The sequence below is a fragment of the Sphingobium estronivorans genome (assembly GCF_008692605.1).
In the GTDB taxonomy this organism is placed as follows: domain Bacteria; phylum Pseudomonadota; class Alphaproteobacteria; order Sphingomonadales; family Sphingomonadaceae; genus Sphingobium; species Sphingobium estronivorans.
In genome coordinates this window covers 75,293-101,877 of sequence record NZ_LFCT01000001.1, presented here as the reverse complement: position 1 = coordinate 101,877, position 26,585 = coordinate 75,293, and the positions used below count along the sequence as shown (strand labels likewise).

The window sequence follows — 26,585 nt, the reverse complement described above, 5'->3', positions numbered from 1 at the left end:
ATCCTCCTGTGGGCTCTGCCCGATGATCATAAGCTGGGCCTTTTCCACCGGGATAACCAACGATGAAAGCTGACCATTTCAATCTGAATCCGTGATTGGTTTTGCTGGAACGCATCACCTATCGTCACGGTTCTGTGACAGAACGAGCGGAGACGAATTCAGGTGCTGACGATCGGGCTTTTTCTTGCCATCAGCTTTCTTGTCTCGCTCGCGGGGCTGGCAGCGCTGATCTGGGCGGTATCGACCGATCAATTCTCGTTCGGACAGAAGCAGGCGCGCGTCATCTTTCATGAGGGCGAGGAAGGCCGCCTTGACGATCCGACCGCCGGGAGCGCCCCCACCGATACCGAGCGTGCCGCGATCGATGCATCGACCGCCTGGCCCGTCAGCCTGTTTCTGGGCGTTGCGGTACTGTGGCTCGTTCTGGGCTCGCTCTTCGGCCTTGTCGCCTCGCTGAAACTACACCTGCCGGACTGGCTCGATGGAAGCGCCGTGCTCACGTTTGGCCGGATTCGGACGTTGCATCTCACGCTCGTCATCTATGGCTGGCTGTCGCTCGCCGGAATCGGCACCGCAACCTGGATCGTCCCGCGGATATTCCACACCCCGCTGCGATCACCGCGCTTTGCCACCTGGGGCGCGATCATCTGGAACGCCGGCCTGACCGCCGGTTGCATCGCCATTGCCAGCGGTTGGACCGATGGCGAGGAGTGGCTGGAAATTCCGTGGCAGATCGACACACTGCTCGCGATTGGTGGCGGTCTCGCCGTCGTGCCGCTGCTGCGGACTGCCTTCGCGCGATCGGTCGAGCATATCTACGTCTCGGGTTGGTATTTCCTCGCCGCCCTGTGCTGGTTTCCGGCGTTGTTCATCGTCGCCAACATTCCGGGCATTTTCGTCGGCGCTGAACAGGCGACGGTGAACTGGTGGTTCGCCCATAATGTGCTCGGCTTGTGGCTGACCCCGCTCGGTTTGGGCGCGGCCTATTATTTCATTCCCAAGATCATCGGCAAGCCGGTCTATTCCTACTCGCTCTCGCTGATCGGCTTCTGGGCGCTGGCACTGTTCTACAGCCAGGTCGGTATCCACCACCTGATCGGTGGTCCGGTGCCGACATGGGTGGTGACGCTCTCGATCGTACAGAGCGTGATGATGTTCGTGCCCGTGCTCGCGGTTGCCATCAATCAGCATGTCGTCGTCGCGCGTAACCTCTGGGCGTTCAAGGCGTCGCTGCCGCTACGCTTCATCTCGCTCGGCGCGATCATGTACACGCTCGCCTCGTTCGAGGGATCGCTCGAGGCACTGCGCTCGATCAACACGGTGACACATTTCACCCAGTTCACGATCGGCCACGCGCATTTGGGGGCTTATGGCTTCGCCAGCTTCATCATGTTCGGCAGCATTTACTACATGCTGCCCCGCATCACCGGACGCCTCTGGCCGTGGCCAGGCCTCATCACCGCCCATTTCTGGTGCGTCGTGGTCGGTTTCGTCATCTATTTCATCGCATTGAGCGTCGGCGGCTGGTTGCAAGGCGTGGCGATGCTCGATGCCGGACGCCCTTTTGCGGACAGCGTGATCCTGCTCAAGCCCTATCTGGAAGCGCGATCGGTCGGCGGCATGGTGATGACGATCGGGCATGTCCTGCTGGCGATCAATGTCGTCAGCATTTTTGTTCTGGCCCGGCCCGGGTCGCGCAACGGAGCGCTCGCATGAACCGGTCGCTTCCCCTCGTCATTCTCGCGATGGCGATCCTGGCGTTCGCGACCGTGATGCTGGTCGTCGCACCCAAGGTCCAGATTGGCCGCGAGCCGGCTGCCGCAGGGCTGAAGCCCTATACAACCGAACAATTGCGTGGCCGGGCGCTCTACTCGTCGCTTGGCTGTGTCTATTGCCATAGTCAGCAGCCCCGCGCGCCGGATCAGGCACCGGATGCGGAACGCGGATGGGGGCGCGCATCGATCGCCGCCGATTATGCCTATGACAGCCCGCATCTGATGGGCACGATGCGTACCGGTCCCGACCTGCTGAATGTCGGCGCGCGCCTGCCAAGCGCCTCCTGGCAACTGACCCATCTTTACCAGCCAAGAGCGGTGTCGGCATGGAGCATCATGCCGGCCTATCCTTTCCTGTTCGAGGTGAAGGATCGGGCAAGTCCGGGGGATCGTGTCGTCTGGCTTCCCGAGGATCGGCGCATTCCGGGCAAGGTCGTCGTCGCCAAGCCCGAAGCCAGGGATCTGGTCGCGTACCTGCTCTCGCTTGATCGAACCTATCCCGTGCCGAGATCGGCAATCCGCGATGACGGCTACAGCCGTGGCGGAGCGACACAATGACGACCGATCGCGAATCGGTCGACGAGGCCTTCGAGCCTTACGAACCCAAGCGGCGCGTGCCCTTGCCCGTTTACTGGGTCGCGATCGCACTCGCTTTATGGGGCGCGCTTACGCTGTTGCGAGACAGTTCTGCCGATCGCACAGGGGCCAAGCAGCGCATCGCCGAAGCGACGACATTGGAACGGCGCCAGACAGCGACCGGCTCGGCGCTGTTCGCCGAACGCTGCGCCACGTGTCATCAGGCCGATGGCACAGGTGTGGACGGTGCGATCCCACCGCTGGCAGGATCACCATTCGTCGGTGCCAGCCCCGGCGTCATCGTCCAGATCCTCCTCCACGGCATTGAGGGACCGATTTCTGTAAACGGAAGCGATTTCGACGGCCATATGCCCGCATTCGGCAGCGTTCTCGACGATGATCAACTCGCGCGACTGGCGACATCGGTTCGAGGAACATGGGGACCGGGCGGAAGCATATCTCCCGGCTTTGTCGCCACTGAGCGCGCTCGCACCGCGCAACGAACATCACCGTGGCACGGCGGAGACGAAATCGCGACGACGTTGGATCGTACAATCGGCGTGCAGCCGGCCTACCTCCCAGCACCGCGTTCACCGGACGACCTTACGGCGCAATCGATCGCGTCAATCGGCAAGGCGGGCGGCTGGTCTTGTGCCTCATGCCACGGCTCACACGGCGAAGGCCGCGATGGCGTCCCTCGACTTGCCGGGTTGTCGCCAGACTATATCGCGAGACAGCTACTGGCCTTCACCGACGGCTCGCGGCCGAATGACATCATGCGACCCGTCGCGCAGCAACTCACCGCAGCGGACCGTGTCGCGCTCGGTCGCCTCTTTGCTTCTCTCGCAACGCCATCCTCCTCTCATCCTGCGTTGGAAGGTGACGTTGCCCGCGGGGCGGAACTGGCGCTTCAAGGCGATGATCGCCGAAACCTGCCGTCCTGCTTCTCTTGCCACGGCCCATCGGGTTTCGGCGTCTCGCCAAATATCCCATCAATTGCAGCACAGCGGCCAAGCTATACCGCCGGGCGCCTGGCGGCTCTTGCGCGCCTGACCAGCAGGCAGCCGGGCTCCATAATGCCAGCGATCGCCGGACGGCTCAGTGACGCTGATCGGCGGGCGGTGGCCGACTATCTGGCGACACTTCCGCCATCGCCTGCAACTTCCTCCAAGGATGCCCGATGAACGACAGGAAGCAACAGCCCGCGACCGATGAAGGTGCACGCGATCAGATTCATGGCCGCGTCGCCCGAACCAGCATCTATGCGCTGACGGGCGGGGTCCTGTTGTTCGTATTCGCGGTGCTGGTCCGTGATGAATTTCACTTCCGAGGACAGGAAAGCGCGCCGCCGGAAGCCAGTGGGCCGCTTTCCTTCACGCCGCCGCCGATGAGCAAGATTCCCGATGGACCGGCAGGCACGTCGATCCGGCACGGGATGGCGATCTTCGAGAATACCGGCACCGAGGCGAAACCGTTTGTCGGAAACCAGTTGGCGTGCCGCAGCTGCCATCTCGACGCCGGGCGGAAAGCCGACTCCGCCCCGATGTGGGCGGCCTGGGTCAGCTATCCGCAATATCGCGCGAAGAACAAAAAGATGAATACCATGGAGGACCGGCTCAATGGTTGCTTCAGCTATTCGATGAACGCGCAGGGAAGCCCAAGCGGAGGACCTCCGCCAAAGGGCGACCCGATCTACGCCGATCTCGAGGCCTATTTCCACTGGCTGGCGAGCAACGCTCCGACCGGCGCCAAGCTGAAGGGTGCCGGTTTCCTCAAGCTCAAGCTGCCGCAATCGGGATATGATCGCGATCGCGGACGCGCTGTGTATGCGCAGCACTGCGCGTCTTGCCACGGCGATGATGGCCAAGGCCGAACAGACATCAACGGGCGGCAGGTCTTTCCGCCGCTCTGGGGGCCACGCAGCTACAATTGGGGTGCCGGCATGGCGCAGCTCAACAATGCGGCAGGCTTCATCAAGGCGAACATGCCGCTCGGCGCCGGCAACACACTGACCGACCAGCAGGCCTGGGACGCGGCTGCCTGGATCGACAGCCAGGAGCGTCCGAAGGACCCGCGACAGAAAGGCACCGTCGCCGAGAATGTCGTCGCCTTCCATAGCGGTGAGAAGACCTTCTACGGCAAGACGGTAGACGGCCACCTGCTCGGCAGCGGGACCGAAGTGCCTGTCCAGGCGTCTCGCCGCTGAACATGATGGAGCGTCGGCAGCTCTTCGCCATCGACGGGCTGTTCTGCGCGGGCTGCGCGCACGGGCTTGAGCGTCGGCTATCCGGTCTCGACGGTATCATGGACGCCGGCGTCCATTTCGTGACCTCGTCGGCGCTCATCCGCTGGGACAGCGCTCGGTGCGAGGTAGCGGATATCAGTCGCAAGGTCGCCGATGCCGGCTACAGATTGGTGGAACGGCATGGGCTCGAGGAAATCGCCGCGCGGTTCGACCGCGAGGTCCGCAGACTCACGATCCGCCTCGCGGTAGCAGTCGTGTTTGGGATGTGGTCGATGGGTGCGGCCCTCATCCTCTATGCCCAACCGGATATTCCTTCCGCGATTGCCTGGTGGATCGCGCTCACATCCGGCCTGTTTGCGGTGCCGGTGCTGCTCTATTCCGGTGCCGCAGTCTTCCGCATGGCGTGGCGATCGGTCCGGCTCGGCGCGCCAGGCCTGGACCTCCTCATCGCGATCGGCGCGACCGGCGCGGTACTATTGTCGCTTGAAGCGCTGCTTCGTGGCGAGGCGCATGTCTATTTCGATACGGCAACGATGCTGGTGACCTTGTTGCTGGTCGGGCGATTGATCGAGACGCGCGTGCGACGCGGCGCAATCCTGGCCTTGTCGGCGCTTGAGAAAGTTGCGGCCGCTGAGCTTGTGACGACCGCTGAAGGGACGATTGTCTCGATATGCTCGCTGCAACTCAATGCTACGATCATGATCGACGCGGGTGCGACGGCGCTTGCTGACGGCGTCATCGTCACTGGCGAAAGCATGATCGACCGCGCGGTGATGACTGGCGAGTCGATCGCCGTTCCCGTCGGGCCGGGTGATCGCATTCAGGCAGGCGTCACCAATCTCCAGCGACGGCTGACGATCCAGGTAGATCGCGTCCATGGCGACCGGGACATCGACCGAATGGGCGGTCGGATCGCGATCGAGATCGCTTCGCGTGGCGAGCCGGCCCGCGAGCTCGATCGCTGGGTCGGGCGGCTTTTGGTCGCTGCCCCCCTTGCAGCGACAACCGCCGCAGTCCTTTGCCTTGCACATGCAGGCTCGCTCGCCGAGGCCGCAACGCGCGCACTTGCCGCATTGATCATCATTTGCCCCTGCGCGTTGGCCATCGCCGCACCGCTCGCACATATCCGGGCTGCGGTGGTGGGTGGTCACCAAGGGATTCGGATCGCCGACCCGGCCGCGCTTGAGGCGCTGGCGACGCTGCGTACCGTCGTCTTCGACAAGACCGGCACGCTGACGCAGGGTGTATTGCGAATTGACGCGGTGGAGCCAACCGCACCGTTCAACGCGGATGACCTGCTCGCCTGCGCTGCGAACGCCGAGCATGGCATCGATCATCCGATCGCACGGGCGCTGGGCGGCGACGGATCGGGTGCCGGCGGCAAGCGAATGGAACGCGGGGCGGAAGGATCGGACGCTTCGGGCAGACGTATCCGGGTCACCTCGGCCGCCACGGCCAGGACGGACGGTCGGACATGGCTCGACGTCACTCTGGACGATTTGCCGGTCGGTTCGATCGGTCTGGCCGATACGGTCGAACCGGCGGCCGCAACCATGATCGCCGCATTGCGGAACGCGGGTGTGACCGTCTTTCTTGCCACCGGCGATAGCGCGGACGCCGCTGGTGCGGTCGCGGAGACCGTCGGCATTCCCGAGGAGGCGGTGCATGCGGGCTGCTCGCCCGCCGACAAGGCACGCCTGGTGGGAACGACATTGCGCCCGGTTGTCGTCGTAGGCGATGGCGTCAACGACGCCCCGGCGATCGCTGCCGCGGACTGCGGAATTACTGTGTCCCGAGCCCATGCCGCCGCAGCGGCGACCGCCGGCCTGTTGTTCGAGCACGGCGGGATCGAGACTTTCTTGCCGGCCTGGCACCTCGCGCTTCGGACGCGCGCGGTGATCCGACAGAATTTCATGCTTGCTCTCGGCTACAATCTGATCGCGCTGCCGCTCGCGACGCTGGGCCTATTGACACCGCTGTTTGCCGCCGTCGCCATGCTGTCGAGTTCGTGCTTCGTGACGCTCAACGCCATGCGGGTTCGCTGATAGGCTTGCCGGCGACGCCGATGATCGGCTGGTCTACCGCGTGCGAGCGATGCGCGGCAATTAGCCGACTTGTCCGGTCAGCCACCAGCGGAGCATGGCGGCAATCAAACCCAACGCGGTCACACTCGCAAGCCAGATCGCGGCCATCCATGTGAGACGCTGCCAGAACGGTGGCTGCTTCAATGATAGCCGTCCGCAGCGACCTTGCCGCGAAACACCCAATAGGCCCAGCCGGTATAAGCGAGAATTACCGGTATGATCACGACCGCACCAACCAGCATGAACAGCTGGCTCGATGCAGGTGCCGCCGCATCCCAGATCGTCAGGCTGCGCGGCACGATATAGGGATAGATGGAGATCCCGAGCCCCACAAAGCCCAACAGAAATAACGCCAGCGCCAGAAGGAACGGTGCCCGCTCGCCGCCTTTGCCCAGCGAGCGAAAGAACAGGACAGCGGTGACGAGCACCAGCACCGGAACCTGCGCGGTCACGAATACGCCCGGCACGGCGAACCATCGCCGCCAGTAATCGTAGCTGAGGAAAGGTGTAGCGGCGCTGACTGCGGCAAGCGCGAGCAGCATCGCGATCGCCAGTCTGAACGCCATGCGGCGGGCGTGAGTCTGACCTGAGCCTTCGGTCTTCCAGACGAGCCAGCACGCGCCGAGCAATGCATAGCCGACGAGCAGCGACGCGCCCGTCAGCAGCGTGAACGGCGAGAGCCAGTCGAGCCATCCGCCGGCATAGGCGTCGTCACGCACGCTGATACCCTGCAGGATCGCGCCGAGGGCAATGCCCTGCGCCAGCGTGGCCACGACTGAGCCTATGGTGAAGGCGGCATCCCACAGCGCGCGGTGTGGCGCATGCCGCCAGCGGAACTCGAACGCCACGCCGCGGAACACGAGCCCCAGCAACATCGCAATCATCAACGGATAGGTAGCCGGCAGGATGATCGCATAGGCATTGGGAAATGCCGCCATGAGGCCGCCGCCGCCGAGCACCAGCCAGGTTTCGTTGCCGTCCCAAACCGGCGCGATGCTGTTCATCGCGGCATCGCGCTCGTCGCCAACCTTGAGGGTTGGAAACAGGATGCCGATGCCGAGGTCGAAACCATCCATCACCACATAGGCAAAGACGGCGAACGCGATGATGAAAGCCCAGGCGGTCGACAGATCGAGATCGTAGCTCATGCGTCTGGCTCCGTTTTCGGTCCATCGGCATCGACTGCGGGTGCCGGGGTAATCCCCGCAGCGCGCAACGGCATGGCGGCAGGCTCGGGCTCGCCAGCATGGGGCGCATGCGCCATCAGGCGAAGGATATACCAGGTGCCGGCACCAAATGCAGCGAAATAGACCAGCACGAAGGCGGTGAGCGACGCTGCGACGGCCGGCGCGGCCAGTGGGGAATGCGACTGGGCGGTGAGCAGATGGCCGTAAACCGTCCAGGGCTGTCGGCCGACCTCGGTGGTGACCCAGCCGGCAAGCACCGCGACAAAACCCGACGGCCCCATCAGGATCGCCGCGCGCTGTAGCCAGCGATCCTCAAAGAGACGTCCGCGCCAGCGCGCCCACAGGCTCCAAAATCCCAGTCCCAGCATTGCAAACCCCAGGCCGACCATGATGCGAAACGACCAGAACAGGATCGAGACCGGCGGCACGCGGTCAGCCGGATAGGCATCGAGGCCCGTCAGCGGCGCATTAAGATCATGTTTGAGGATCAGCGAAGAGAGTTTTGGCACCTCGACAACATAGTCCATGCGTCGCTTCGCTGTGTCGGGGATACCGAAGAGGATCAGTGGCGCTCCATGCGGGTGGCTGTCGAAATGCCCCTCCATCGCCGCGATCTTTGCAGGCTGATGCTCGAGCGTATTGAGCCCCTGCGTGTCGCCGGCGAAGATCTGCAACGGCGCCACCAATGCCGCCATCCACATCGCCATCGAAAACATCTTGCGCGCGTGCTGGTTACCGGTGTCGCGTAGCAGATGCCAGGCACCAACCGCACCGACCACCAGTGACGTCGTGAGGTAGGCGCCGATCACTGTATGCACGACCCGGTACGGGAAGCTGGGATTGAAGATGATCGGCCACCAGGAGCCGGCCGGCACAAACTGTCCTTTCGCGTTGATCGCGAACCCGGCTGGCGTGTGCATCCAGCTGTTGGCGCTGACGATCCACGTGGCAGAAATGAGCGTGCCGAGTGCGACCATCGCGGTTGCAAACAGGTGCAGACCGGGTCCGACCTTGCGCCTCCCAAACAGCATGACACCGAGAAAACCAGCCTCGAGGAAGAAGGCGGTCAGCACCTCATAGGCCATGATCGGGCCGATCACCGGGCCAGCCTTGGCTGAGAACACCGACCAGTTGGTCCCGAACTGGTAGGACATGACGATGCCAGAGACGACGCCCATGCCGAAGGCGACGGCAAAGATCTTCACCCAATAGCGGAAAAGATCGAGATAGAGTTGCCGCCCGGTGCGAAGCCATAACGTTTCGAGCACAAGCAGATAGCTTGCCAGCCCAATCGAGAAGGCCGGGAAAATGAAATGGAACGAAACCGTGAACGCGAATTGCGCGCGGGCGAGGATCACGGGATCGAGATGCTCCATCACAAAAAGTTCCTCTCTCAACCGGTTCAGGCGCCGACTGGAACTACCTCTCTATAAGAGATGGGTTCCTCGGTCGCCTGCCGATGTCCGTTTTGCCACCCGTGGGGTTTGCCTCAGCTCGCCTGAGACACGCGGGCGATTATCCCGATGATGGTAGCCAACATCAGCATACAGGCCGGCAGGAACAGCATCTGTATGACTGCCTGACGGCCGGTGATGACCTCGTTCAGCGTCTCAACCGGACCGTCCAGAAAGGCCGTGAAGCTGCGCCGCGGTTCGCCGGGCACCGGCGCATCCGCGACCAGGATCCCGCCGACGATCAGGCCGAAATACACGATCATCACCACTGTCACCATTGCCATGACAAGCGCGGCTTCGGTGTCACGGGCGAAGAAGGCCCAGAAGCTGACGAGCATCGCCGCATATAGGCTGACCAGCGCAATTTGCGCACCCGGATGCACGCCGCGCGAGGCAACACCGGGCGCGGTGCGCTCGATCGCGTCATAATTGTCGGCATCATGGACAAGGGTCAGCATCGGGTGCGGGATCAGGTCCACCGCCGGGACGTTATGCTCGACTTGCGGGGCAGGGATCGCCATCATCGTAACTCCATTTGCGGCGGAGCGCGGAATGCGCGGCGTCGTGTAGGGAAGATGGCCCGCTGCAACGGATCGGTCCAACCGATCGTTCTTGTGATTCCAATCCGGAAAGGAGATCGATGGATCCGGATGCCGATGATCGACAAGGGTTGCTCCGGTTTCCGCACATGGTTCCGCTCGAAAACTGGCGCAACACGGTTGCGCAGGGACGACCAGTACCGCATTTCGATCCGCGCGATGGGGGCATCGACGCGCGGCTGTTGATCCTGCTGGAAACGCCGGGGCCGGGTGACGCGCCGGTCCGCTTTGTGTCGCGGGATAATGCGGGCGGCACTCAGCGGAACCTCGCGCGATTTCTGGACGGTGCGGGCATCACGCGGACGGATATGCTGTTGTGGAACTGCGTGCCGTGGATCGTTCACGCACCTGGCGCGCGCGGCCGTCCGCTGCGTCGCGCTGAAATCCGAGAGGGGCTGGCAACGCTGCCTGGCCTGCTTGCCGTGCTGCCGCGCCTGACGACCGTCGTGCTGGCAGGCCGTGTTGCGCGCGAAGCTGCGCCGGTCATCGCCGCCGCGCGACCCAATGTTGCCCTCTTCACCATGCCGCATCCCAGCCCGGCCAATGTCTGCACCAGCCCGGCCGTCCCCGCTGCGATCCGCGATGCGCTGTCCGCAGCCGCCGCCCGGCTCGGCTCAATATATAAGGAAGGGGGTTTCGCTTAAAGGCAGCAGGCGACGGTATGCCCGGGGGCGCTGAATTTGATCGCAGGGACGAGCTCGCACCGAAAGCTGTACAAGCAGATCGAAATGATCGCCGATCCCATTTGGACCTATGTGGCGATCGGAGGCTAGGTCCGCTTCCATGCGAACCTTCACCCAGACTCTCGCCGCCTGCGCGATGATGCTCACCGGCGCGTGCAGCAATGCCGACGTCCAGCCGATCTTCTCGAACGGAGGGGATATCCCGGCCGCCGGCCCGCGCGACTCCACGACCGTCGTCAGCGTCTTTTCAGATTACCGGTGCGGGCATTGCCGCGCTTTCCATGCAGTGCTGGAGGACTTTCGCCACGACAATCCTGACGTCCGGATCGTCTACAGGGACTGGCCAGTGCTGGGCGCGCAGTCCGAGCAAGCGGCGCGGTGGGCGATCGCAAGCGCGATGCAGGGCAGGCACGCAGCTTTTCATGATGCGCTGATGACCACACCAATGGAGATGAGCGCGAACGACATGTCGCAGGCCGCGAAGCGGGCCGGGCTTGATACGGACCGCCTGCATCGTGATCTCGACACGCGCCGCGGCGCGATCTCGGCAACGTTGCGCGATACCGACGCCCTCGCGCGCTCTTATGGCCTGCAAGGTACGCCAGGCATCGTCATCGGCAAGCTGGTGATCCCAGGCGCTATCGACCGCCCGGCGCTCGACAAGGCAGTGGCTGTAGCAGTCAATCAATCGTCAAATGAGATTGGAATGAACTGATCAAGGCGTTGGATAGATTGATCGGCGAGGTGTATCGCTCGCTTCAGGAGATCAATCATGACGCTTGAGCAATTGAGAATATTCGTTGGCGTGGCAGAGCGAGAGCATGTGACGCGTGCGGCCGAAGCGCTGAATGTCACACAGTCTGCAGCATCGGGTGCGATCGCCGCCCTGGAGGGGCGCCATGGCGTGCCACTATTTCACCGCGTCGGGCGCGGTATCCAGCTGACCGAGGCTGGTGCTGCGTTTCTCGATGAAGCGCGCGCTGTGCTGGGCCGTGCCGCGCATGCGGAAATGATGCTTGCCGAATATGGTGGGCTGGAGCGCGGGACGCTCAAGCTCGTCGCCAGCCAGACGATCGCCAGCTACTGGCTGCCGTCCAAACTCGCCGCCTTTCACGAGCGCCACCCGCAGATCGCTGTCGAGCTAGCTATCGACAATACCGAGGGTGCCTCCGCGCAGGTGCTGAGCGGCGCGGCCGAACTTGGGTTCGTGGAGGGCGTGGTGGACGAGCCAGCGCTGGCGCACTGGGTGGTCGGCCGTGACACGATGGTGTTGGTTGGTAGCGAGGATACGGAACGGGTCGACGAGGACTGGCTGCGCGAGGCCCGCTGGATCGTCCGCGAGCAAGGATCGGGCACCCGATCGACCTTTGAGGAGACGCTGCGGACGCGCGGTTTCGACCCGGCACGGATGAAGATCGCGATGACGCTGCCGTCGAATGAAGCCGTCCGCACAGCGGTCGAAGCGGGCGCTGGGGTCGCCGCGCTGTCGCGATTGGTCGTAGCGCGCGCTCTGAACGCCGGCGATCTGGTCGAGCTGCCGCTCGGCTTGCCTGACCGGCCTTTCCACGCGTTACGTCACAAAGAGCGCTACCGCACCCGTGCGGCCGATGCGCTGACGGACCTTATCAAGGAGCAGGCACAGTGAATGACGATATGCCCTCCGTCCTGAATGGCCTGCGTCCACTCTCGCGCCTCGATCATCCCCGCGAGATGATCCGCCAGTTCACCCCCAACTGGTTCGCCGCGACCATGGGCACCGGCATCCTCGCGCTGGCACTGCCGCAGGTGCCGGGCATCGGCCCGGCGCTAAAGCCGGTCGGCGAGGCGTTGTGGCTTTTCAACATCGCGCTCTTTGCACTGTTCACCGGCCTCTATTCGGCGCGCTGGATAATGTTTGGCCATGAGGCGCGGCGGATCTTCGGCCACAACACGGTGTCGATGTTCATCGGCACGATCCCGATGGGCCTCGCCACGATCATCAACGGCTGCCTCGCCTTTGGGATTGCCCGGTTCGGCGACGGCATCGTCGGTGTAGCGCATGTCTTGTGGTGGATCGATGTCGCGATGGCGCTGACCTGCGGCGTGCTCATTCCCTACTTCATGTTCACTCGCCACGAGCACAGCCTCGACGGCATGACCGCCGTCTGGCTTCTGCCGGTGGTCGCGGCCGAGGTCGCGGCGGCAAGCGGTGGCCTGCTCGCACCGCATCTCGTCGATCCGCACGCGCAGCTGGTGACGCTGCTCACCTCCTACGTGCTCTGGGCCTATTCGGTGCCGGTCGCCTGCAGCATCTTGGCGCTGCTCATCCTGCGCATGGCGCTGCACAAGCTGCCGCACGAGGGCATGGCCGCGTCGAGCTGGCTTGCGCTCGGCCCGATCGGCACCGGTGCGCTGGGCATGCTGGTGTTGGGAGGCGACGCGCCCGCCATCCTTTCCGCACACGGCCTCGCGTCGATCGCCGTCGTGGCACAGGGCCTCGGCAGCATCGCCGGGCTGCTGCTCTGGGGCTTTGGCCTGTGGTGGCTGGCGCTCGCGATGCTGATCAGCTGGCGCTACTGGCGCGCTGGCATCCCGTTCAACCTCGGCTGGTGGGGCTATACCTTCCCGCTCGGCGTCTACACGGTCGCGACGTTTCGCCTCGGCACGACCTTCGACCTGGCCTTCTTCGGCATCGTCGGGACGGTGCTCACCCTTGCCCTGGCGCTGATGTGGATCGTCGTCGCGGCGAAGACACTCGCCGGTGCATGGAAGGGCCATCTGTTCGTATCGCCCTGCATCGCAACACCGAACTGATCGCCTGAGGCGATCAAAATCGACAATCCGATCGCTTGGCTCAGCGAGCCGGGTCGGCCACGCTCGCCCGAAGAAGGGAATGCGATTATGGACAAGTTCGACACCTGGCTCGCCGCTGAAAGCAGTCGTCGCCGCTTTCTGGGTCAGGCCGCGCTTGGCGGCGCCGCGCTCGCTGCCGGCCCCGCACTCGCGCAGAGTCTCGTCGACCTGCATCTTCCCGGCGGCAATGCCGGGCGGCCGATGACCAGCGCCTTTCCCGGCAAAGGCAGCATGATCCTTCAGCGCATGCACCCGCCGCTGCTCGAAACCCCGATGGAGGTATTCGACCGCGACGTTTTCACGCCCAACGACCAGTTTTTCGTGCGTTGGCACTGGGCCGACATCCCGACCTCGATCGATGTTGATACTTTCCGGCTCACGGTCCGCGGCCACGTCAATAGACCGCTTTCGATCAGCCTTGCGCAGCTGCTCCGATTGCCGCGCGTCGAGATGGCGGCGGTCAATCAGTGCTCGGGCAACAGCCGCGGCCTGTTCCAGCCGCGTGTGCCCGGCGCACAATGGGGCAATGGTGCGATGGGCAATGCCAAATGGCTCGGCGTCCGGCTGCGCGACATCCTCGATTTTGCCGGCGTGAAGCCCGGCGCGGTGCAGGTGCGTTTCGGCGCGCTCGACCAGCCCGTCGTCGCCGGCGCGCCGGATTTCGAGAAGGCGCTCGACATCGACCATGCCCGCGACGGCGAGGTGATGATCGCCTTCGGCATGAACGGCGAGCAGTTGCCCTTGCTCAACGGCTTTCCCTGCCGGCTGATCGTGCCGGGCTGGTATTCGACCTACTGGGTCAAGATGCTCAACGACATCGAGGTGCTGCCCGGCCCCGACGACGAATATTGGATGGCCAAGGCTTACAAGATCCCGGCGACCCCGGGTGCCAATGTGAAGCCCGGTGCAAAGGACTTCCCGACCGTCCCGATCAACCGGATGATCCCGCGCTCCTGGGTGACAAGTCTCGGCGAGGGCCAGGCGATCGCCTATGACCGGACGATTCCGCTCGGTGGCATCGCGATGGGCGGCGATTGCGGGGTCGCCAAGGTCGATGTCTCCACCGATGGCGGCCGCACCTGGTATCACACCCGGCTCGGTCCCGATCACGGCAAGTACAGCTTCCGCCGCTGGGATACGCAGGTGCCGCTGCCGGGCCGGGGCAATGTGCGTCTCATGTCGCGCTGCTGGAATACGGCAGGGATTGCGCAGCCGATGGCGCCGATCTGGAACCCGGGCGGGTTCATGCGCGGCAATATCGAAACTACCAACATCACCGCGTCCTGAGGAGAGCCGAGATGAAAGTCCCTTCAATCGGCACGCTCTCGTTCGGCGCGGTCGGCCTTGCAGCCGTCGTCCTTATCGCGATCGGCCCGCCCGGTAGCCATGTGCCCCCGCCGCCGCCAGCGCCCAGTGGGCCGGCCCCCTCTAACGTCGCATTCGGCGGGTTCACTCTGACCTCGGCCGCCATCGACCTGCCGATCGACGACCAGCAATATCCCGATGGCCCTCATGCCGACGTGATCAACGCGAACTGCACGTCGTGCCACTCGGCGAGCATGGCACTGACCCAGCCTGCGCTCACGTCGGACCAATGGAAGTCAACGGTCATCAAGATGAAGGAGGTTTACAAGGCGCCGGTCGCTGAAAAGGATATCCCGGCGATTGTCGAGTATCTGACGGCGCTGAGCGCGAAGCAGGGCAGCGCGGCGCCGGCCGGCAAGGAATCCGGAAGTCAGGTCGCTCCCGACGCGTCGGGCGGGACTGGCTGAGTGACTTATCGCCGCGCGCCGCGTTGATCGGATGAAGGAGGCGCCCGATGCGTATCGAGAAATTTGTCCATAGCTGCTTGAGGCTGACGCTCGAGGGCAAGCGGCTGCTGTTCGACCCGGGCAAATTCTCGTTCGTCGATGGGCGCGTCGACCCTCGCGACCTCAGCGATGTGGATTTTATCCTGTTCACCCACGGCCATCCCGATCATCTCGACTGCCAGGCGCTACGCACCATCGTCGGCGACGACGCGCCGCGAATATTTGGAGGTACGAAGGTCGCAGCCATGTTGCGCAGCCAGGGCTTTAGTGCCGACGAGGTCGGAGAAGAAAGCCTGGACCTTGGACCCTTCACGGTCGGTGCGTTGCCGGTGCGCCACGAGCCGATCCTCGCCGCAGAGATTCCGACCGTCCTAGCGTTCCTAGTCAATGATCGCTTTCTCAATCCCGGCGACAGCTTCGACGAGCGGCTCCACCAGTTCTCTGGAATTGAGGCGCTGGCGCTGCCGGTGATGGCGCCGTTCCTCACCGAGATCGGCGCCTACGAGTTCGCCAAGGCGATGCGTCCGAGCCAAGTCATCCCCGTTCACGACGGCTACGCCCGCGACTGGTTCCTGACGCAGCGCTACGATACCTATCAGCCCTATTTCGAGGAAGCTGGCATGACCTTTCACCGGCTCCTGCACCCCGGTGACGGGGTCGACCTGTGACTGACGACATTCCGCCAGAACCCGCGAAGCCCGCCCATGCGGCCAAGCAGTTGGTAAAGAGCGCCGACAAGCTCGCGACCAGCGCCGAGCAGCAAACCGACAGCGCCGATCGCCGCACTGTTCTCGCCGCCGATCGGACGGTGCTCGCGGCCGAGCGGACCTATGCCGCCTGGGTGCGCACCGGGCTTGCCGCCATGGCCGCCGGCATCGGTGCGCGCGCCTTGCTCGACAAGCTGGTTCCCGACTGGATGATCGCGGGCACCGGCTCGGTGCTGATCCTGTTCAGCGCCTTTTGCTTCATAGCCGCGATCTGGCGCGAGTTCTCGCCGGGCGTGCCGCCGCCCAAGCCAGACACGGCGAAGCTACCCGGCTGGCTATTGATCCTCGTCAACGGATTCCTGGTCATGGTGTCGATCGCGGCGCTGGCCGGGCTCTGGCTCGCTTGAAGGCGGCCGCTCACGTGTAATAGCGGACGCGTGCGCGACGCAGGATCTTGTCCTCGAGCGAGTAGTAGAGCCAGATATTTTCGCCCATCACGACGCAGGACGCCGCGAACGCGATATCGGTCGCGTCACGCACCTTGGCCGGAGGCGGCATCAGGACGGGTTCGACGCCGCGGCCGGTGACATGGCTGAAGTCGGGCGCAAAGCTCACCCAGCCGATCCGCCAGCGCGCGTCCACCGTCGCCCCATTGTAGAACATCACCGGGTCGCGGCCGTCCTCCTGCACGATGGGGCCGGTCGACAGATGCCAATTGTCCCACGCGTCCTCGCGGATCGGGAAAGGGTCATCGACCACCGTCCACGGACCTTCGACCGACTGACCGACCGCCATGCCGATCCGCGAAGCGCCGTCCTTGGCATATTCGTAGAACAGACGGTACTGGCCATCGGAACCCCGTGCCAGCGTCGCCTCCTTGATATTGCCTTCGCTTTTCGGCGCCTTGAGCATGACGCGCTGCTCGTGAAGCTCGGTCAGTTCCGGCCCCTTGGCGACGAGCAGCGACCCTTGCGACCGGGCTGCATCGACGCCGGTATAGAAGACGAGATAGTTGCCACCTTCGCCGCGCACCACGGTGGGATCCTCGCACCCGCCGGCATCGTCGGGATTGGGGCCAGGGACGATCGCTGGCACATGGCGCATGCGGAACATGACGCCGTCATCGGAATCGCCGCCCCAGATTACCCCGGTCGGATCGGTCGGGCCGAGCGGGTTGTTGAGCACACGAACGAGGAGACGGAACGTCTTTCCCTCGGTCCAGACGAACGGGCTCATCAGGTCGTGACCGGCAAGTCGGCCCTCCGGTCCGGCGATATCGAGCGTCACGTCCTGAAGCTCCTCGACGACATAGGCGACCATCGTCTCAGGCCCCCTGCGCCACGGTGAGCGACAACGCCCCGTCGATCGTCACCGTTGTTCCGGTGATATAGTCGGCCGCAGGCGACAGCAGGAAGGCGATGAGCTCGGCCACCTCTTCGGGCGTCCCCGCGCGTCCCCACGGGATCGCCGCCTCCTTACGCTTCAGCTCGTCGGGATGGTCGAGCGCACTTTGATTCATAGGCGTCAGGATCATGCCCGGCGCGACGCCGTTGACCGCGATCTTTTTCGGCGCGAGTTCGAGCGCGAGCGTTGCCGTCAACTGCGCCAGCCCACCCTTGGCGGCGTCGTAGTCGACGCCGCCTGGTCGGGGCGCTTTCTCGTGGATCGAGGAGATATTGACGATCCGACCGCCTCGTCCGGCATCCTCGAGCGCGCGCACCATCCGCCGGCAAGTCAGGAACGGGCCGTAAAGATCGGCACGCATCAGCCGGTCGAACTGCGCGAGCGCCATGTCGCGCAGCATCACGCCGGACATATTGAGTCCTGCGGAATTTACGAGCTGGTCGACAATGCCGAACTCGGCCTCGGCGCGCGCGAACAGTGCTTCCACCGCCTGCTCGTCGCCGACGTCGGTCTGCACCGCGATGCCGTGGCCTCCAGCGTTCTCGATCTCCGCGAGCACGGCATCGGCAGCGCCCCGATCAGCGAAGTAAGTGATGACGACGGGCGTGCCCCCAATCGCGATCTTCAGAGCGGCCGCCCGGCCGATACCGGACTCGCCGCCGGTAACGATCGCGACGGACTGCGGCGGTTTGGAAAAGGAAGCATCGGCCATGGTGCACGTAACTCTCGACGCAGGTTCGGGTGCCTTGACCGGCTGAAGAGAATTGCAGGCGGGGTCCATGCTAAAGACTGGTCGCGTGTCCGATCATCCTGGGAGATTGAACACCAAACGATTGATCTTGATTACACCAATATCCGGACCCTCGTATTTATTCGCAAATAGGTCAGGCCGATCCAGCCTAAATCAAGGCTCACGCGTTTAGCCTATAGCGCGGCACTGTCGCCAGCCTTTCAGGAGAGCATCATGGCGAGCGAGGACATCAAGACTTCTGCCGGCAATGGCGGTGAGACCCATCAGCAGGCAGCGAGCGGAAACATGCTGACGACCAATCATGGCATGCCGGTTTCGGACAACCAGAACAGCCTGAAGTCCGGGGCGCGGGGTCCGACTTTGCTTGAGGATTTCGTCCTTCGTGAGAAGATCTTCCACTTCGATCATGAGCGCATCCCCGAGCGGATCGTCCATGCCCGCGGTTCCGGTGCGCACGGCGTGTTCGAGGCAACCGACGATATTTCCGACCTTTCGAAGGCGGCCGTGTTCACCAAGGGCGAGAAGACCGAAGTGTTCGTGCGCTTCTCGACCGTCGCTGGTGGTGCAGGATCGGTCGACACACCGCGCGACGTGCGCGGGTTTGCCGTCAAATTCTACACGCGCGAAGGCAATTGGGATCTGGTCGGCAACAATATCCCGGTGTTCTTCATCCAGGATGCGATCAAATTTCCCGACCTCGTTCATGCCGTGAAGATGGAGGCCGATCGCGCCTATCCTCAAGCGGGCACGGCGCACGACACCTTTTGGGATTTCGCGTCGCTGATGCCCGAAACCACGCACATGCTGATGTGGGCGATGTCCGATCGGGTGTTGCCGCGATCGCTACGAATGATGGAAGGCTTCGGCGTCCACACGTTCAAGCTCGTCAATTCCAAGGACAAGGCGAGCTTCGTCAAATTCCACTGGCGGCCCAAGCTTGGCATTCAGTCGACGATCTGGGATGAGGCCCTGAAGCTCCAGGCGGCAGACAATGACTACCATCGCCGCGACCTGTTTGAGGCGATCGATACAGGAGCCTTTCCCGAGTGGGAGTTGGCGATCCAGGTATTTGATGAGGCCTTTGCCAACGCCCAGCCTTATGACGTGCTCGACGCGACTAAACTCATCCCCGAAGAGGATGTACCGCTTCGCGTGATTGGCACGCTAACGCTCAACCGCAACGTCGATAACTTCTTCGCCGAAACCGAGCAGGTCGCTTTCCTGCCGACCAACATCGTACCGGGTATCGATTTTTCGAACGATCCCCTGCTTCAAGGCCGGCTGTTCAGTTACTTGGACACGCAAAAATCGCGGCTCGGCACGACCAACTTCCATCAGATACCGATCAACGCTCCGCGTTGCCCGATGCACAATTTTCAGCGGGACGGGCTGATGCAGACCATGGTTCCCAAGGGGCGCGCCAATTACGAGCCGAACAGCCTTGCTGCCCACGGCGAGGATGGCGGCCCGCGTGAGGCGCCGGCGGGATTTGCCACCGTTGACGCCGCGACCGGCCCTGAGGAGACCGGAGATAAGCTACGGATCCGCTCTGAAACCTTCGCGGATCATTATAGCCAGGCCCGGCTATTTTATCGTTCCCAGACTGAAAGCGAGCAGGCGCATATCGCTTCATCTTTTGTGTTCGAGTTGTCCAAGGTTGGTCTGCTCGACCAAGTGCCGCCGCGGATGGTTGCTAATTTGCGCAACGTCGACGAGGACCTTGCCGCGCGCGTAGCGACAGGCCTCGGTATTCCCCTGCCGAATAAGGCCAAGGCAGCACGTGAGCCGTTCGACATGCCGGTGTCGGATGCGCTCTCCATCCACAAGAAGATGAAGAACACTCTCGAAGGGCGCGCGGTTGGCATCCTGATCGCTGACGGCACCGACGCTGGCGAACTGAAGTCGGTCGTAACCGCCGTGACTGAGGCTAAGGGCAAGGCCGTGATCGTCGCGCCCAAGGTCGGTGGTGCCAAGCTTTCCGATGGGAGCTTGCAAAAGGCCGATGGTCAGCTCGCTGGCTCTCCGAGCCAGATCTTCGATGCGGCGGCGATTATCCTCTCCGAAGCGGGCTGTGCCGCGATGATGAAAGAAGGAGCAGCTATCCAATGGGCGATGGACGCGTTCGGCCATTTGAAAGCGATCGGCGCGAACGCGGCAGCACAGCCTCTGCTTGCGAAGGCAGGTGTTGAACCTGATGATGGCGTTACCGACGTCGGCGCTGATTTCGTGAAGGCTGCCGCCAAGCGGTTTTACGACCGCGAGCCGAAGCTTCGGACTCTCGCATGAGCGGCTCGGCTCCCCCCAAAGGCAAAGGAACGAAAATGGCCCGCCCGGCGAGTCCGCTTACGCAAAGGGAAGCCAAGGCCAGTTCTGTTGCTGAAGCCCGTACGGTTGCTCCAGATGTGTCGGCGCGGCTCGGCTCAACGCCCGCAACGCGATACCGTGGCAACCCCGCAATCTTCGGGCGCCTGGTGGAAGATCACGACAAGCATCGTGCACTATTATCGATGATCGAGGCGACGAGCCCTAAGGATCCGGCGCGCAAAACGTTGTTCGACGAGTTCGTTCGCGATGTTCATGGGCATGCCGCGGCCGAAGAGCAGGCATTGTGGTCGACGGTGATGCGTAATCCGGAAACAACCCCGTTCGCGCGTCACGCCGTCGGCGATCATCATAAGCTCGACAAGCTGATGGCGGATGCCGCCGCGCGCGACATCACCGCACCGGGTTGGCTGCGCCATTTTTCGGGCCTCAAGGAAGAATATCTCGATCACATCCTCGAGGAGGAGACCGAGCAGTTCCTTGAAGCGGAAAAGACGCTGACCGAGCAGGATCAGCGCTACATGCGCAAGGTGTTCAACGCTCGCAAGAAAGCCGAAAAGGCGGCCGCGGTGATCGAGAAGAAAATCAGGTTGAAGCCGGTCTGAGAGGGCCAAATCGCGAAGCTTCCTGACAACGCCAATCGCGTTTTACTACCAGAACATGCGCCGCCTCATTATCTGCGGCGAGGCGGCCGATTGTGTCGATTACGTTAAATCGGGCTTCGCTCAGAGCCGCGCGCAAGCAGGGTTCAAGGCGGCCAAAAGGATTATCGGATTGCTGGTCGGCGGAATGATGATTTTCATAGGCCCCGAAAACCCGCGCTGACGGATTTGGCACCGATCTTGCCTTTCGAACGCGTTATCGCGCCCAAGGTCGTTTCTACCCAATCTTTGCCATCAGCCGCCCCGCTGCCCCCTGCTCCGCAGCCAAATTGCGATTGTAGGCGAGCGGCATGCGCGGCGATTTCCACCGGAGTGCGTCCATGATTCCGGCCAGATCCTCGCCGCTGGCGAACAGGTCCTGGTTGAGCCCGATCCGCGTCGAGTGCGCGCTGATCCCCTTCAGCAGCCGCGCCAGATCTTCCGCAGTCAGATCGGGCAAAGCGCCACGATCGAACGCGCGCTGGATGATCGACCGGAAGATCGGCCCGATCGACCCCGGGTGCAGCGCAACGGTGCCGACGTCATATTCGACCCGCGCTTTCACGGCAGGCTTGGACAGCGTCTTACGTAGGTCCCAGGTCTCCCGCCCCGAGATGCTGTCGATCGGCCGACCACGCACCGCTGCGCGCGCCTTGTAGCGCCGCACCTGCACCCGCCGGAACAGCGGCCCTGCCGTGATCTCGGCCGCCACAGTCCAGGCCGCGATCGCCGCGACGGTCCGAGGGCTAAGATAGGCGGTCGCCCCCTCCCCGTCTTGATCGCCCTTGCTTCGTAGGATCTGCAGCAGCCGCGCCTCGGGGTCGATCGCTTCCTCAATATGCTCAACGGTAACCGCCACCAGCTCCGAGGCGCGCAGCCCAGTATCGTAGGCAGCAGAGAGCAGCGCGCGATCGCGCAGCCCCGGCAGATCGTCTCCACAGCTCTCGAGCAAAGCGCGGATGTTGAGCCCGCGCGCCTTGTCGCGCTCGACGTCGCGCACCGGCCCCTTGAACCGCAATGGCCGCGCCTGCTTCTGCGCCGCGCCCTTCTCACGGCGCACCGCCTGCAGCCGCAGCTTGACCAGCGGCGCGGGTGTTGGGTCTTTGAGGTCGAGCAGCTGGTGGATCTTGGCGATCGACGCCTTGTACCGGGATAGCGAGGCGGGACGGCTCCCCTTCCCCGCCCGCGCATCGAGATAGTCAACCACCGTCTCGGCCGTTGCCGGCAACGCGATCCGGTTGGTGCGCCGGCACCAGGCGTCGAACGCCTCGATGTCGGATTTAAGCGCGCGGATGCTGTGGGGTGACGAGGCGGCCTGATAAGCGGCGATCAGCGCCTCGTTGACGGTGATGCGCTCGCCGGCGTGCATCTGCACGATCGTCCACGCGAGGTCGGCCGGCGCCCTGACAGCCGGCAGAACCGCCTCAGGCGGCGCCACAGCGGTTTCTGGCCCCTTCAGGGCGGTTTCGGTGGCCATGACGCGCCGCGCTCCTCAGGCGGGCTTGTAGCGCACCCTGTCAGTTGAAGAATACGGACGGACGCGCAAGCGACGGAACAGCGTGGGTCATATGTAAGAATACCTCTGGACGTTCGACCTGACCGCTCAATTTTGCTACAATACGGGCGGACCCGGCAACACGAGTCCCTGGCGAAAATCGGGGATAGGTCATGGCCGAAACGGGTACTGCCCTCACGAGGGTCGAACCAACCCAATGGCGCATAGCTTGCGAGCGCGAGCCCGCAATCCGTGCGCTTGCCGCCGAGCCTCGGTTGAGCCGCAATGCAATCATGGAAGCGGGAGCCGGGCTCGGTTTGAGCAGGTCGCGCATCTACGAACTTGTCGCCAGGTACCGGGAATGTCCGGTGACCAGTTCACTCGTCGACCAGCGCGACGGTTTCCCAAAGGGTCGGTCCCGGCTCGAACCCGAGCTCGACCGGGTCATCGATGCCAAGATCGAGAAATTCTATCTCAGCCGCCCAAAACCGAAGCTGTCGCAACTCGTTCGGGAGATCCGCTATGCGTGCCTCGAGCGGAACCTGCGGCCACCGGCCCGGCAGACCATCGTGCTTCGCGTCAATGCCGTCGAGAAAGCACGCCTGATCAAGGCCCGAGACGGCGCGAAGGCATCGGCGGATCGGTTTCGCCCAGTCACGGCCTCCTATGACGCGGACTATCCGCTCAAGGTCGTGCAGATGGATCACACCCCTGCCGACATCATCATCGTCGACGAGTACTTCAGGAGGCCGCTCGGTCGGCCAACGCTGACCCTGCAGATCGACGTCGCGACGCGGGTAATCCCCGGCTTCTACATTTCGCTGGAAAGCCCGTCGGCGACCTCGGTCGGTATGGCGATCCGCCATGCGGTTCTGCCCAAGGACGATTGGTTGGCGGATCGGGAGCTGACTTTCGCCTGGCCGGTCTTCGGCCTGCCCGTTGTCCTCCACCTCGACAATGCTTCGGAATTCCATTCGCGCGCGTTGACGCGGGGCTGCCAACAATTCGGGATCGAGCTGCATTACCGCCCCCGGCGCACCCCACATTATGGCGGGCACATAGAGCGCCTGATCGGCACCACCATCGGCGAAGTGCATCTGCTGCCGGGCACGACCTTCTCGAACGTCAAGGACAAGGGCGACTACGACGCCGAGGGCAAGGCCTGCATGACCTTAAAGGAATTCGAACGATGGTTCGCCCTGCAGGTCGGGATCTACCACGGAACCATCCACAGTGCGCTGGGCGTGCCGCCGTTGACCGCCTGGCACTACAACTTGAGCAGGCGCCCTGGCCCGCTGCGCCTGCCTGTTGACGAAGAGCGCTTCCTGCTCGACTTCCTGCCCTTCGAGATGCGCCGGGTCAGGCGCGAGGGGATCAAGCTCTTCCACGTATTCTACTGGCACGGGGCGCTCACCGCGCTGATCGCTAACAGCACGCACAAGTTCCCGATCAAATACAACCCGCTCAACCTCTCGGCCGTCTATCTCGAACTGCCGAGCGGTGAGCACGTCACCGTACCGCTGCGGGACAAGCGGCGCCCGGCGATCACCAAGTTCGAGCACGACCATGCGCTGAGGGCGCTTCGCGAACGCGGGCGCAGCGCCATCGACGAACAGATGCTGTACGAGATGGTGAGCACCCAGCGCCGGATCGTGCTCGAAGCCGTCGCCAAGACCCGGGGAGCGCGCCGCTCTGCCCAGCGTCTTGTCGATGCGCTCGGCCGGGGCGAGCCGCCGCCCGATCTCGCCGTGACCCGCAAAGCGGACGCGCAATCACCCCGTCCGACACTCGAAGGCCCAGTCGTTCCTCTCGCGATCGAGGAGCGATCATGAGCGTACTCTACGGCCACCTCTTCCCGGCTTATCGCGAGTACGCCGAGCTGACTGACGAGGCGCGGATCGACTGGCTGCGCCGCGACCGCTGGATTTCCTTGCCCCAGGCCGAAGCGGCACTCCGCCACCTGGACGACCTGGTCATTTATCCGCCACGAGGGCGGATGCCCTGTCTGCTGCTGTTTGGCTCAACCGGCATGGGCAAGACCGAGATTGTGAACCGCTTCTTCAAATTGCATGGTCCCGAGTTCGATACCGCGACCGGCCTCAGCAAGATGCCCGTGGTGCTCGTCCAGATGCCGCCCGAGCCAAGCGAGGAGGAATTCTACACCGAGCTGCTGACCGCGCTCAATTGCGTCGAGCTCGGCCGATTGTCGGTGCGCACGATGCGCGCCGAAGCCCGGCAATTGCTCGCCGAGGTCGAGATCAAGGTGCTGGTCCTCGATGAGATCGACAAGATGCTCGCCGGTACCCCGCGACAACAGCGGGTGTTCCTCAACACGATCCGCTTTCTGACCAACGACCTCAAGATCCCGATCGTCTGCGCGGGCACCGAGGATGCGCGCATGGCGGTACTGACAGATCCCAACCTTGCCGACCGGTTTGGTGCATTCGAGCTCACGGCGTGGCACAACGATCATGCACTGCGCCAATTGCTCGCAAGCTTTTCAGGGCTGCTGCCCCTCAGGCGTCTTTCTCAGCTCGACACCGCCGAAGCGCGCCAACGCGTGCTGGCCCTGACCCAGGGTGTGACGGGCCGCATCTTTCGACTGATCGAGGCGGCTGCGGTTGCGGCGATCCGCGACGGGCGTGAAATGCTCAACGCCGAGAGCTTTGACGACGATGATCTGACACTACCTCTGGTCTCAATGTATGCCTCGGCCAGCAAGCGGAAGACGGTCGGCCGACGGGCGCCATGAGCGCGTGGTTAGAACCATTCGCGGACGAACTGCTCAGTTCGTGGCTGGAGAGGCGTCGGCGCGGGCACCCACCACCGTTCGATGCCAATTTTCGTGCGTATCAGGATGCCAAAGGCCATTGGCACCATCCGGACGTCCACCCTCAGCAGGCCATGATCCATGCGATCGCCGCGCGCTACGACGCAGCGCCCGACAAGATCTCCCACCTTGCGCTTGGCTTCCGCTACCGGAAGATCAGTGATCCCTTCATCGCCTGGCACTACTTCCCACCCGATTACCCCGTCTGGGGCAGCATTCCGCAGCCAACTTTGCGACGGGCCTGGTGTAGCAGGTGTCTCGCAGAGGACTTTGCGGCAGACCGCACCGCCTACATCCGCGCTGATTGGGTCGTGGCCGCCTTGAGTTTCTGCCCGCGGCACCGATGGCCGCTGCTTGATCGCTGCATTACCTGCGGGAGTGGCAATTGGACCATCAAGCGGGCAACGCGCGGCCCGCCGCGCATGTTTTGCAACAATTGCCACCGGTCACTGGAGCGCGCCCACCCCAAGGCGCTCGAAGTCGAGGTGGTAGCGCGGCCTTTCTGGGACAAGATCGCCGCCTTCGAGGCAGCGCTACGGGGGGCACTCGGCGAAAAGGTTCCGAACCAGTTCCGCTTCAACAACACCTCGGCGCGGCAACTCTTGGAGGAGACGTCCGAAATATGCCTCCTCCTCAGCCGGTGTCATGCCCGCCTTGCCTTGCGCGACTTACTGTTCGAACGCTTCGCAAGCCCGGCTCTCACACTAAGTCAGGATTGCTACCAAGACCTACCTTACGAGATGCCATTGGCACTCGCCGAAGTTCCGCTCCGCCGCTGCGTGCTTGCAATTTGCGCCGCAATTCTCGATTCCAGCTTCGAAACGGGCAACGTCTGGGAAGAAGATGGTGAACCGGCTTTGGACCTGCTCGCACAGATAGCGTCGGACAGTGCGGTCGATCGCTTCGTTCGGGATCGACGAGCGTGCTCGTCGACGCTGGAGAGGCAAGTCAGCGCCGCGCGGCAGCGGAACGAAAGACGTGAGCGGATTTGGCAGCTGCGCCACGCCGTCAAGAGCCTGGAAAGCCTCTTCCGGAGCACGGTTTAGCGCCCTCCCGCTATCTAACATCGCTGATGTTAAAAGCCCGGCATGTGATGCGCCCATGAGGCATAAATCCCGATTTTATGCCTCATGGGTCTTCGGCTCCGAATGCATGGGATGGATCAGAAGGCCGACTTCGATTTCCTCAA

At 63.4% G+C, this 26,585-nt stretch carries 25 protein-coding genes; 18 read left to right on the top strand and 7 right to left on the bottom strand.

The window, feature by feature from the left end:
• The first annotated feature begins 162 nt into the window (after window positions 1-162).
• Genes F7P65_RS00495 through F7P65_RS00475 form a run of 5 tightly spaced genes read left to right on the top strand, consistent with a single transcriptional unit; the run spans window position 163 to window position 6,641 of the window.
• Window positions 163-1,716, top strand: a complete 1,554-nt coding sequence (locus F7P65_RS00495; protein ID WP_150289921.1) for a cbb3-type cytochrome c oxidase subunit I — start codon at window positions 163-165, stop codon at window positions 1,714-1,716.
• Entirely contained in the window at window positions 1,713-2,333 is a 621-nt protein-coding gene (locus F7P65_RS00490; protein WP_150289920.1) for a cbb3-type cytochrome c oxidase subunit II, read from the top strand. Before F7P65_RS00495 ends, F7P65_RS00490 begins: the two co-directional genes overlap by 4 nt.
• A complete protein-coding gene (locus tag F7P65_RS00485; RefSeq protein WP_150289919.1) occupies window positions 2,330-3,535 on the top strand; it encodes a c-type cytochrome in 1,206 nt (401 codons plus the stop codon). Before F7P65_RS00490 ends, F7P65_RS00485 begins: the two co-directional genes overlap by 4 nt.
• Complete coding sequence (locus F7P65_RS00480; protein WP_150289918.1) at window positions 3,532-4,557, top strand: c-type cytochrome; 1,026 nt, start codon at window positions 3,532-3,534, stop codon at window positions 4,555-4,557. The genes F7P65_RS00485 and F7P65_RS00480 overlap by 4 nt, the downstream gene beginning before the upstream one ends.
• A gap of 2 nt (window positions 4,558-4,559) precedes the next feature.
• Window positions 4,560-6,641, top strand: a complete 2,082-nt coding sequence (locus F7P65_RS00475) for a heavy metal translocating P-type ATPase (protein WP_150289917.1) — start codon at window positions 4,560-4,562, stop codon at window positions 6,639-6,641.
• Window positions 6,642-6,701: 60 nt separating this feature from the next.
• On the opposite strand, the gene F7P65_RS00470 is transcribed toward F7P65_RS00475, so the two are convergent.
• The 4 genes from F7P65_RS00470 to F7P65_RS00455 all read right to left on the bottom strand — a co-directional run bounded on the left by F7P65_RS00470 (window position 6,702) and on the right by F7P65_RS00455 (window position 9,845).
• Window positions 6,702-6,824 carry a DUF2474 family protein gene (locus F7P65_RS00470; RefSeq protein ID WP_240334141.1) on the bottom strand — a complete coding sequence of 41 codons (123 nt, stop codon included), beginning with the start codon at window positions 6,822-6,824 and terminating at the stop codon, window positions 6,702-6,704.
• Entirely contained in the window at window positions 6,821-7,828 is a 1,008-nt protein-coding gene (gene cydB, locus F7P65_RS00465; protein WP_150289915.1) for a cytochrome d ubiquinol oxidase subunit II, read from the bottom strand. Before cydB ends, F7P65_RS00470 begins: the two co-directional genes overlap by 4 nt.
• Window positions 7,825-9,243, bottom strand: coding sequence for a cytochrome ubiquinol oxidase subunit I (locus F7P65_RS00460; RefSeq protein ID WP_150289914.1), 1,419 nt, complete (start codon window positions 9,241-9,243; stop codon window positions 7,825-7,827). Before F7P65_RS00460 ends, cydB begins: the two co-directional genes overlap by 4 nt.
• A gap of 113 nt (window positions 9,244-9,356) precedes the next feature.
• The gene (locus F7P65_RS00455; RefSeq protein ID WP_150289913.1) at window positions 9,357-9,845 is read right to left on the bottom strand and encodes a hypothetical protein; all 489 of its coding nucleotides are present in this window, start codon (window positions 9,843-9,845) and stop codon (window positions 9,357-9,359) included.
• 116 nt (window positions 9,846-9,961) lie between these two features.
• On the opposite strand from F7P65_RS00455, the gene F7P65_RS00450 reads away from it, so the two are divergent.
• The 8 genes from F7P65_RS00450 (at window position 9,962) to F7P65_RS00415 (ending at window position 16,360) form a co-directional block, all read left to right on the top strand.
• Entirely contained in the window at window positions 9,962-10,564 is a 603-nt protein-coding gene (locus F7P65_RS00450) for a uracil-DNA glycosylase (protein ID WP_150289912.1), read from the top strand.
• Window positions 10,565-10,703: 139 nt separating this feature from the next.
• The gene (locus tag F7P65_RS00445) at window positions 10,704-11,318 is read left to right on the top strand and encodes a DsbA family protein (RefSeq protein ID WP_162854505.1); all 615 of its coding nucleotides are present in this window, start codon (window positions 10,704-10,706) and stop codon (window positions 11,316-11,318) included.
• 57 nt (window positions 11,319-11,375) lie between these two features.
• Window positions 11,376-12,248: a LysR substrate-binding domain-containing protein gene (locus F7P65_RS00440; protein ID WP_150289910.1), complete on the top strand. Its 873-nt coding sequence runs from the start codon at window positions 11,376-11,378 to the stop codon at window positions 12,246-12,248.
• The gene (locus F7P65_RS00435; protein ID WP_240334140.1) at window positions 12,245-13,396 is read left to right on the top strand and encodes a TDT family transporter; all 1,152 of its coding nucleotides are present in this window, start codon (window positions 12,245-12,247) and stop codon (window positions 13,394-13,396) included. The genes F7P65_RS00440 and F7P65_RS00435 overlap by 4 nt, the downstream gene beginning before the upstream one ends.
• A gap of 87 nt (window positions 13,397-13,483) precedes the next feature.
• Window positions 13,484-14,722, top strand: coding sequence for a molybdopterin-dependent oxidoreductase (locus tag F7P65_RS00430; protein WP_150289909.1), 1,239 nt, complete (start codon window positions 13,484-13,486; stop codon window positions 14,720-14,722).
• A gap of 11 nt (window positions 14,723-14,733) precedes the next feature.
• On the top strand, window positions 14,734-15,207 hold the full coding sequence (locus F7P65_RS00425; protein ID WP_150289908.1) for a hypothetical protein: 474 nt from the start codon (window positions 14,734-14,736) through the stop codon (window positions 15,205-15,207).
• Window positions 15,208-15,254: 47 nt separating this feature from the next.
• A complete protein-coding gene (locus tag F7P65_RS00420) occupies window positions 15,255-15,914 on the top strand; it encodes an MBL fold metallo-hydrolase (protein WP_150289907.1) in 660 nt (219 codons plus the stop codon).
• A complete protein-coding gene (locus tag F7P65_RS00415; protein ID WP_338053866.1) occupies window positions 15,911-16,360 on the top strand; it encodes a YidH family protein in 450 nt (149 codons plus the stop codon). Before F7P65_RS00420 ends, F7P65_RS00415 begins: the two co-directional genes overlap by 4 nt.
• Window positions 16,361-16,370: 10 nt before the next feature.
• Here the strand turns inward: F7P65_RS00415 and F7P65_RS00410 are convergent, their stop codons facing one another.
• Both F7P65_RS00410 and F7P65_RS00405 read right to left on the bottom strand, forming a co-directional pair.
• Window positions 16,371-17,273: a glycoside hydrolase family protein gene (locus F7P65_RS00410; RefSeq protein ID WP_150289906.1), complete on the bottom strand. Its 903-nt coding sequence runs from the start codon at window positions 17,271-17,273 to the stop codon at window positions 16,371-16,373.
• 4 nt (window positions 17,274-17,277) lie between these two features.
• Complete coding sequence (locus F7P65_RS00405) at window positions 17,278-18,069, bottom strand: SDR family oxidoreductase (RefSeq protein ID WP_150289905.1); 792 nt, start codon at window positions 18,067-18,069, stop codon at window positions 17,278-17,280.
• A gap of 252 nt (window positions 18,070-18,321) precedes the next feature.
• Here F7P65_RS00405 and F7P65_RS00400 point away from each other — a divergent pair, with 252 nt between their 5' ends.
• A complete protein-coding gene (locus F7P65_RS00400) occupies window positions 18,322-20,394 on the top strand; it encodes a catalase (protein WP_150289904.1) in 2,073 nt (690 codons plus the stop codon).
• On the top strand, window positions 20,391-21,035 hold the full coding sequence (locus F7P65_RS00395) for a hemerythrin domain-containing protein (RefSeq protein WP_205451849.1): 645 nt from the start codon (window positions 20,391-20,393) through the stop codon (window positions 21,033-21,035). Before F7P65_RS00400 ends, F7P65_RS00395 begins: the two co-directional genes overlap by 4 nt.
• Before the next feature lie 274 nt (window positions 21,036-21,309).
• On the opposite strand, the gene F7P65_RS00390 is transcribed toward F7P65_RS00395, so the two are convergent.
• Window positions 21,310-22,548, bottom strand: coding sequence for an integrase (locus F7P65_RS00390; protein ID WP_150289902.1), 1,239 nt, complete (start codon window positions 22,546-22,548; stop codon window positions 21,310-21,312).
• 191 nt (window positions 22,549-22,739) lie between these two features.
• Here F7P65_RS00390 and F7P65_RS00385 point away from each other — a divergent pair, with 191 nt between their 5' ends.
• The 3 genes from F7P65_RS00385 to F7P65_RS00375 are packed head-to-tail and all read left to right on the top strand — an operon-like array spanning window position 22,740 to window position 26,442.
• The gene (locus tag F7P65_RS00385) at window positions 22,740-24,398 is read left to right on the top strand and encodes a Mu transposase C-terminal domain-containing protein (protein WP_150289901.1); all 1,659 of its coding nucleotides are present in this window, start codon (window positions 22,740-22,742) and stop codon (window positions 24,396-24,398) included.
• Window positions 24,395-25,318, top strand: coding sequence for a TniB family NTP-binding protein (locus tag F7P65_RS00380; RefSeq protein ID WP_150289900.1), 924 nt, complete (start codon window positions 24,395-24,397; stop codon window positions 25,316-25,318). The genes F7P65_RS00385 and F7P65_RS00380 overlap by 4 nt, the downstream gene beginning before the upstream one ends.
• Window positions 25,315-26,442 (top strand): TniQ family protein, encoded by a 1,128-nt coding sequence (locus F7P65_RS00375; protein WP_150289899.1) that lies wholly within the window; start codon window positions 25,315-25,317, stop codon window positions 26,440-26,442. The genes F7P65_RS00380 and F7P65_RS00375 overlap by 4 nt, the downstream gene beginning before the upstream one ends.
• Window positions 26,443-26,585 lie beyond the last annotated feature (143 nt).